This is a genomic window from Petrocella sp. (assembly GCF_059865615.1).
Genome location: NZ_JCBCDA010000004.1, coordinates 24,816 through 33,725, shown reverse-complemented (window position 1 = coordinate 33,725; position 8,910 = coordinate 24,816). Strand labels below are relative to the sequence as shown.

Genomic DNA, 8,910 nt, shown 5'->3' with positions numbered 1-8,910 from the left:
AGCAAACATGCTCCGTCCTTTATTTTTGTTTCAAGTAACTTTGGATTTAGTATAAAATTCATTACATTCATCCCACTTCTTTTGTAGCACCCAAGTCTTGGGTTTGCAACTTTATTGAACCCATTATTATATTTTCTATTTAGCTAGGTCAAATTTCTATAGATTGTCTTAGGTATCTTCCATTGTTTCATAAAAATCACCCTTATTTTATGTCTTAACCATGCTCCAAACTCTTCCATGAATCCTTTCATCATTCCAATTCTAAAGTAATTTATCCACCCAACAACCATTTGATCTACCCTTTTTATTGTTACTACTAAGGAACGTGATATTGCTTTTTGGTATATATACTCTTCGTACTGGTTTTGGAAAATATGTCCTATTTCTAATAGAATTCACAATATCATCTTTATTAGAATTAATGTAATCCCCTAGTTCCTCTACCCTTATACCATCAATCCCACTAGCACCTTTATTAGCAACAACTTTCTAGTACGCTCTTTTTAAGTTCTCTTTTGTTGTAATCACTTCAATTAATTTCATTGCTGTTACTCCTCTGTTTATTGTAAAATTTATACATATCACTCCTCTAGATATAGACAATATCCCTCGGTTACGTTCCCACTTCAGTCCTTCAGTTATTACACCTACTATAACTTCATCTGACTCCCTCCCCAAACCTTTTTCGACCATATCTTTTGATATGTGGGTAGGGTCTCCCAGGCTAAGACACTAATCTTTCATTCCACAACCTCTTGATTTACAACTTCGGTTTACATTTACCTTTTGGGCTTTAGTTTGATATACAACCTCACCCACCTAGTTTCTGTTTGTAGGCTCAAGAATTTTGCTACACCACTTCCTTCATCTATATCATTACTGATACCAACTTATGGTTCGCTACACTTGGCGGTAAATACCCGTGGCTAGACTTTCACTAGCTAGATTAGTTCCATGCCTGGCACACATAAAAAAAAGCACATCTTCTGATGTGCTTTTTTTATTCTAATAGGAAAGTCTATGCTTTGTTAATGGGTTGAATCATCGCATTAACTATCAAGGGGATCTTTCCTGCCGGAACAATTTGCTTTGTAAAGCACGGCGCAACCTCTTTGTTCTGGACTCTTTTATAGCTTTTTATATAGTTTTCATGAAAACTTTTCCACAGTCTGTATGGTTTTGACCGACCATTGGTATTTTCTTCTTTAGAAACTTCATGGTTATTGTTGGCTTAGCTTATGTTGTACTGACTTTTCTATATGCTGCTATATCGAATGATGAGTTGTTCAACAGCTAAGTCCGGCATAAAAACACCCGTTTTTATATCGATTTCACATTCTAAGCATTTTTTTAATGCTTCTTCTAAAGCAGTAAGACTAAATGTTTTACCCTGTTCTAGACATTTTCTTGCTACAAAAGATTGGATTTTTAGCTTTTTACCAATGTCATTGCTTTCAAGACCTTCTCCTAGCAATAACTTACATTTATAAACCATTCTAAACTGTCTGGTTAACATGAACAGAATCCTATTGGATGGTTCTTTTGCCGATAACAGATCATGGTAGAGCTTTAATGCTCGGGCTCTTTTTTTTGTACCCATACAATCCACCAATTCGAAAATCTTGCTTTCAACACTTTTTTGACAAATGGCTTCGATGGCTTCATGGGTCACCACTTCACTGTCTCCGATATAATGGATTAGTTTGTTGATTTCATTATGCAAAACAGTTAATTGATTACCTACATAATAGATTAAATATCTAGCTTCTTTTTGTTCAATCTTCTTCCCATATGGATTAAGTGTTTTGGCAATATAACGAATCAGTTCGCTTTCACCCAATAAGGGAAACTCACAAATATACCCATTTTTATGAATCGATTTATAAAGCTTGGTGCGCTTATCTATCGTTTGTTCAATTAGAATAACATATGTTGTAGACTGTAGTTGATTCAATTTTTCTGCTAAAAGAATGGCTAAATTTGTTCCTGACTTTTCAAACAAACCTAGATTCTTAAGTATGATGACGCGACCGTCTGAAAAAAAGGGCATTGTATCCATACTGTCTTCAATATTCGAAAAAACAGTTTTACGATCATCAAAAACATCATGATTCATTGTTTTCTCTCCGTCACCTATTATTACTTCAACAATTTTTTTTACATAGTAGTCCAGCATGAACGTCTCTTCGCCGAAAAATAACATAATGTTATTAATTTTTTGTTCTTTAATTTGTTGTTTCAAACCTTCCATTTCTTTCTCTACTCCTTAATCATGCTTTGAACGGTTGCCTTACCCTTTCTATACCTAAGACGAATGGCGCCTTGGTCTTTAGTCATTAAGACATGTTTGGAAAACCGCTCTAGATTCTTTACCACTTCATCATTGGGATGACCGTATGTATTTTTCTCGCCTACGGATATAACGCTGAGCGTCGGACTAACTTTTTCCAAGAAAATCTCAGACGAACTGGTGGATGAACCATGGTGACCAACTTTTAGCACTTCCACCTCTCTATTTAATAATGACGAATCTTTCATAATGGCCCCTTCTTCTAAAATACCGGCATCACCCAATAAAAGTACATCTAAATCCTTTAGTTCTAAATAAAGTACCAGTGAATTCCTATTGTTATCTCTCATATATTTGCTTTCAGGCCATAAGCAAGATATATTTATGTTCTTATATGATAATTGATCTCCCGCTTTAAAATAGTGTACTTGTGTAAGCTGATCATTTAGATAAGATAGCAACTGATTGATTAATGGATCATCCTTTTCTTTATAAACAAAAGGCAATATGACTTCACTTATTGGTATATGATTTGCGATTTCAATTATACCATAAATATGATCAAAATCACTATGAGTTATAAATACTGTATCAATTTTATCAATCCCTTGATGCCTGAGAAATGGTAATAGAACCTCCATTCCTACATTATCTCCCTTTTTCTTTATATCTCCGCCACCATCAATCATTATCGTACGGTTTTGATAATTTATGACTATACTGTCGCCTTGACCCACATCCAGAAAATGTATCTCCATAGTTTCAAGGTCTAATAAATATAAAGATACAGACAATAAGACAAGTGTTGCTAAACATACACCTGTTTTTTTACTAGGTAGACCCATAATCCACAAAGCTATAACAATGTAATAGGCTATTATAAAATAGATGTTGGGTGCTTGTATATATAGTGTGTTGTAGGGCAATTCATCAATTAATAATGTTATCTGCTGCATATAACTCACGCTCCAATATGAAACACCCATAATAAAGGTTCCAATACCCATGCTGATATAACTTACAAATAAACTTAAAATCGAGAAAAATATTAATATACCAACAATAGGCAGTACAAGAAGGTTGCCTAAAAAACCATAAACCGGCAAGCTGTAAAAATAATATGCAAGTAGAGGCCATATTCCAATCTGAACTGCAATTAATATGCGTATCCCTGCAATCGGACCTTTTTCAATAGGCATCCAGTTTGTTTTCAGCAAGGGTTCTATATAGAATATACTAAGGACCGCACCAAATGACAATTGAAACCCTATATGGATTAGTTGATAAGGATGCAACAGAAGCATTCCAAAGGCAGCAAAACTAACCGCAGTGGTTTTATCATACCGTCGATTCACTACAAACTGGATCAAATAGAGACCAATCATAATCGTAGCTCTCACCGTGGATATTTGCATACCGGTATAGATACAATAGTAGAGTAAGAAAATCATTGCAATAATCGCACTTACTCCCTGATTTTTAACACCTTTATTTAACGCTTTAAATAGACCATACCCAATAATGGAAACATGTAGCCCTGAGATGGATAAAATATGAATCAATCCTGCTTTTTCAAAGTATTCTCTAACATCATCATCCATACGCTTACTTCCCAGTAATAGCGTTGATAATAATTCTGCCTCAGCTTGAGGTAAGAGTAAGTGTAGTCTTTTTTCATGTGACTTCCTAAGATGGTCTATCTTAAGTCTCCAATTATAGTTTTGTTTCTTAGGGCTATGCACTTCTTTTGTAAAAACTGTACCAACTATGCCTCTGCTTTTGTTATATGACAAGGCATCAAATCCGCCTTCATTTCGCTTTCCCTTTGTTTCAAGAGCTTCTCCCTCAGCAACAATCCATTCACCGATGTCTAACACATCCTCTGTAATCAACCGTATTCCTTTTTGAAGTGTTTTACCATTGACCTTGTTAGGCTTCAGGATATATGTATGATATTTTTCTCCTACTCGCACTTCTTTTATACGACCTTCCACTTCTAAACGCGAGCCTTCAGCATAATATTGAAGGGAAGCTTCATAGGATTGATTATAAAAAAAGACCCGTAAAAATGAAAATAAGCATATGCCCAATAATGGGAACACATGCTTATATTGACTCTGTTTTATTAAGTTTCTATATTTATATAACAAGAGCATCCCCAATGCTATACTAACATCATAGTGCCCCATTCCTAATAAGATACCGACAATACCAATCAAGGTCATTAGCACCAAGGGTCTTTTCATGATTATGTCCCCTATCTCATCATTTATCTAATCTTTACCTAACACTTTAATCTAGAAGTCAAGGTGTCAATACTAAGTTGCTCTTAATTATATTCAGGGTTTAATCCTTTATTTTACTGTCTCTTCTGACTAAGTCCAAGCCTTGTTCAAATAATATATCAAACTGCAAATGACCTGTAAAGCTTTCTGACTTTTTGCCTTCTATTAAAAATTGAACTTTATTTATATTCGGTAGATCTGTCAGACTGTTAACAATGGCATAGATGCTCATCACTTCGCTGGTCGATCCTCCAATATGTTCCATTCTAAAGGCTTCATTGAAATCGATATAACAAATACCATGGTCTACATAGATACTTTTTACAACCGTCTCTTGAGGTATTAAGCTTATCAGATTATGCCCCTCTGGCGGCAACATAAGTTCCTTGATGATACGTTCCTCAATACTCTCATTTGATTTAATACCAACCTCTCGATTTACTTTAATCAAAAATTCTCCTTTTTGTTCCGGAAAATAAAGATTTAGATGAACGGACTTAACCACTTCGTTTTCAGATTCCATATTAACAATTACATCTGATTTAAAGAAAGGCCCATAAATCTTACCATTGCTATCTTTTAAAGGTAATCCATCTACATAAAATTCTATCGAAACAACGGCTTCAATCGATGTCAAACTTCTGATTAAAGAAGTTCTACATAAAAGAAAGTCAATCTGTTCCATATCTTTAATATCGTTTGGCATATGAACTATTATATTGCCTTCTTTAATTTCTAGCTGATTTATAGTTAAGTCTTTTGGTATGGTTGGTAATAATTTTTGCGTAATATCGCCCGTGCTTAAAACATCAAGAATCTGCTCAATCTGATTGGTAAGGTCATTTGTATGTACTTCTACCTCATACGCCACTAATTCATCTTTTTTGCCATTTACCAAATAAGCTAAAAGTACTTCCTTATTCTCTTCAATAATCACTTCTTCAACTTCTGGTTTACAACTTGCAAAAAGCAATACAAGTAAAGTGACAGCGACCAATACACGTCTCATAAGCTCACCTTCCGTCCACTGTATTATATCCTCAAACTCGATACCACTCATCATAACCAATACATATTTCAGTTGTGCGTCCTAACTATTAATATTATATGAATTCTCACTTTTTTGATAACCTCACATGTATGCTTATCTCATCGTTTGAGATAAAGGCAATCGTAATATAAAAGTAGTTCCGACGCCTTCTTCACTGATACACTTTATACTACCACCATGAAGTAAAATGGTTTTATTAACAATGCTAAGCCCCAAACCTGTACCACCTGTATCCCTAGATCTTGTCTTGTCAACTCGATAAAATCTTTGGAAAACCTTATCCACGCTTTCAGGTGGTATACCTACGCCTGTATCCATAATCTGAATACTCAAATCTCTGTGATCAGCATTAATGGTTACGGTAACTTTTCCATATTCATTGTTGTACTTAATACTGTTTTCTATTAGATTCATAAATACCAAGTACATTTTTGTTTCATCCACTTCAGCAAAGACTTCACGGAAACTCTCTATTTCAAGAATGACATCTTTTTTATCCGCAATCGGCTTAAGCATACGCATAACTTGCTCAACCAGTTTATTAATGTTCGTATTATCAATATTCAGATAGCTTTCTTTTTTATCTAATGTTACCAGTGTTAGCAAGTCATTAATAATCTTCGTCTCTCGATTGACTTCTGCATTGATGTCTTCCATGAATTCTTTATAGAGTTCCTTTGGAACATCATCTTGGCATAGCAATGATTCTGCCAAGACCTTCATAGAGCTTAGCGGTGTCTTCAACTCATGTGATACATTCGCAACAAACCCTTGTCTAGAATCATCAATCTCTTCTATTGTGGTTAACATCTCATTGAAAGCTAAACCAATTTCTTCAATCTCATAATTACCACGTACATCAATTCTTTCGTCAATATGACCTTCGGAAACTCTTTTTAGATGATTGACAAATTCTCGAAAGGGTTTTGTTAATAATCCTGAGAAATAGAAGTTTAATATAAGGATAATCAAAGAAATACCAACTATTAGAAGGTATGCTATGTTACGCATTCTAGATATCGTCATTTCAATCTGATCATACTGGCCACTTAACATGGTGACGCCTATGACTATTTTGTGATCGTTATCGTAAATGGGTGTGTATATTCTCACCACATTTAGTTTTTTATCTTCTTCAATTATATTTGTAGACGTGCCTTGTAAGATTTTTAATACTGGCTGAGAACTGTTGAGCTTATCTTCATCAAAATGATTAGAATCATAAGTGATTTGTCCATCACTGTTCATAATCAGAAAACGATCTGCAATAATAGATTGAATATTATCCAGATAATTTACATTTTCAATATTATCAAAATAGTCTCTTCGGCTTAGGTTAGTACTAATGGTGTTCGCATGACGCAACATTTCAGTTTTTTTCTCATTTCGACTATAGTTTCTAACCGATGAAAATATAGATAATGTTAGGATAAATAAAGGTAATATACCAATTGCTACTAAAGAAATAAACAACTTGGTTCTTATACTTTTTATAATCTTAAATTTAATGTTGATAATAATAGCCAACTCCCCATTTTGTATGTATGTATGTCGGTTCACTGGGATTGGGTTCAACCTTTTCACGCAATCTTCTAACATGAACATCAACTGTTCTAACATCCCCTGGATAATCGTAACCCCAGACCACATTGAGTAGATTTTCTCTACTGTATACTTTATTCGGATGGGTGATAAATAATTCTAATAAGTCGAACTCTTTAGCCGTAAGGCTCACTTCACCTTCTTTAACATAAACCCTTCTGCTTTCAACTTCTAGCTTGATTTCACCTGATTTGAGCACTTTATATTCTTCCGTCTGTGTTTCACCTTTGAAACCGGAACGTCTAATAATTGCTTTTATCCTTGCCTTCAGTTCCAGTATGTTAAAAGGTTTTGTCATATAATCATCTGCACCATATTCCAGACCAAGAATTTTGTCCATATCATCACCTTTTGCTGTCAGCATGATTATCGGTACTTTGGAAAATTCTCTGATCTGTTGACACACTGCAACACCATCCATTTTAGGCAGCATTACATCCAATATGATTAAGTCATAGTCATTGGCCTTAGCATGTGATAATGCATCTTCTCCATCATAGGAGACATCTACTTCATAACCATCTTGATCCAAACCATACTTTATACCTTTTACGATTAACTTTTCATCGTCTACTACCAAAATTTTTTTGCTCATCTTTTACCCCACTATAAACCTATGTCATCTTTTATTTTTTCAAACATGGCTTCCTTGATCCCTTCAACCAACATAATATCTTCGATACGTACAAAGGCTCCCTTTTGAGTTCGATGCTTAACAATAGCATTTGCCCTTACCTCACCGATACCTGTTAAAGTCATTAATTGTTCTTTTGTACCTTGATTCAGGCTCACTTTACTTTGTTTTTCCTGCGTTATATAAGATATTTGTTCTTCTCCTTCGAATGGCACATAAATCTGCTCGCCATCCATAACTTTACGGGCAAGGTTAATAGACTCTTTTACCGCATCTTCTTCTAAACCACCTGCCATTGCAATCACTTCAAAAAGACGGGCACTCTCATTGACTTTATAGACGTCCGGATTTTTGACGGCACCACATAGATGAATGTAAATCTTATTCATTACCTCATCAGTATCTTCTTCATCTTCAACCGACTTTTTTGAGTTTTCCGTTTCAATACGGATGCCTTCTTTATCCTTGATTTGACCCATATAGAATAATCCTGAAGAAATGACAACCAGCAGAATTACCCCCATGTATAGCCACTTATTTTTCATAATAACCTCTCAACTAAATACACTCTATCCTTTTTTATAAATCTATATGTCTTTTCAAACGTTTTGTATAGTCAATAACCAATCGATCATATTCTTTAACCATCAAGTCTGAGGAAAAAATAAAATCAGCTGTTGCATAATTCATTGCAATGGGCACATCATATAAAACGGCGATTCTAAGGAGTGCCTTAACATCTGGATCATGTGGTTGAGCTTCTAAAGGATCCCAGAAAAATATCATAAAGTCTATTTCACCTTCAATGATTTTTGCACCTATTTGCTGATCACCGCCTAATGGACCACTCTTAAATGTTCTAACCGGTAATCCGGTTTTTTCAACAATGATCTGACCCGTGGTACCTGTCGCATATAAAAAGTGGGTGCTTAAAGCATCTCTATTGATTTGAATCCAATTCATTAAATCTTTTTTTCTATTGTCATGGGCTACCAAAGCAATCTTTTTTTGAATGTTCATCTTATAATCTTGGTTCATGTTAGCCTCC

8 protein-coding genes are annotated in these 8,910 nt (G+C 34.7%); all 8 read right to left on the bottom strand.

What is annotated here, in order from left to right; genetic code table 11:
- Positions 1–143: 143 nt before the first annotated feature.
- The 8 genes from AC6F8J_RS00555 to AC6F8J_RS00520 all read right to left on the bottom strand — a co-directional run bounded on the left by AC6F8J_RS00555 (position 144) and on the right by AC6F8J_RS00520 (position 8,900).
- Positions 144–347: a group II intron maturase-specific domain-containing protein gene (locus tag AC6F8J_RS00555; RefSeq protein WP_500720305.1), complete on the bottom strand. Its 204-nt coding sequence runs from the start codon at positions 345–347 to the stop codon at positions 144–146.
- 908 nt (positions 348–1,255) lie between these two features.
- On the bottom strand, positions 1,256–2,251 hold the full coding sequence (gene holA, locus AC6F8J_RS00550) for a DNA polymerase III subunit delta (RefSeq protein ID WP_500720300.1): 996 nt from the start codon (positions 2,249–2,251) through the stop codon (positions 1,256–1,258).
- 8 nt (positions 2,252–2,259) lie between these two features.
- A complete protein-coding gene (locus tag AC6F8J_RS00545) occupies positions 2,260–4,536 on the bottom strand; it encodes a DNA internalization-related competence protein ComEC/Rec2 (protein WP_500720298.1) in 2,277 nt (758 codons plus the stop codon).
- Between the two features lie 100 nt (positions 4,537–4,636).
- The gene (locus AC6F8J_RS00540) at positions 4,637–5,638 is read right to left on the bottom strand and encodes a GerMN domain-containing protein (RefSeq protein ID WP_500720296.1); all 1,002 of its coding nucleotides are present in this window, start codon (positions 5,636–5,638) and stop codon (positions 4,637–4,639) included.
- An 81-nt stretch (positions 5,639–5,719) separates the two neighbouring features.
- The gene (locus AC6F8J_RS00535; protein WP_500720294.1) at positions 5,720–7,186 is read right to left on the bottom strand and encodes an ATP-binding protein; all 1,467 of its coding nucleotides are present in this window, start codon (positions 7,184–7,186) and stop codon (positions 5,720–5,722) included.
- A complete protein-coding gene (locus AC6F8J_RS00530) occupies positions 7,131–7,823 on the bottom strand; it encodes a response regulator (RefSeq protein ID WP_500720292.1) in 693 nt (230 codons plus the stop codon). The genes AC6F8J_RS00535 and AC6F8J_RS00530 overlap by 56 nt, the downstream gene beginning before the upstream one ends.
- Before the next feature lie 11 nt (positions 7,824–7,834).
- The gene (locus AC6F8J_RS00525; protein WP_500720290.1) at positions 7,835–8,407 is read right to left on the bottom strand and encodes a helix-hairpin-helix domain-containing protein; all 573 of its coding nucleotides are present in this window, start codon (positions 8,405–8,407) and stop codon (positions 7,835–7,837) included.
- Positions 8,408–8,441: 34 nt separating this feature from the next.
- The gene (locus tag AC6F8J_RS00520) at positions 8,442–8,900 is read right to left on the bottom strand and encodes a methylglyoxal synthase (RefSeq protein ID WP_500720289.1); all 459 of its coding nucleotides are present in this window, start codon (positions 8,898–8,900) and stop codon (positions 8,442–8,444) included.
- Between the last annotated feature and the right edge of the window lie 10 nt (positions 8,901–8,910).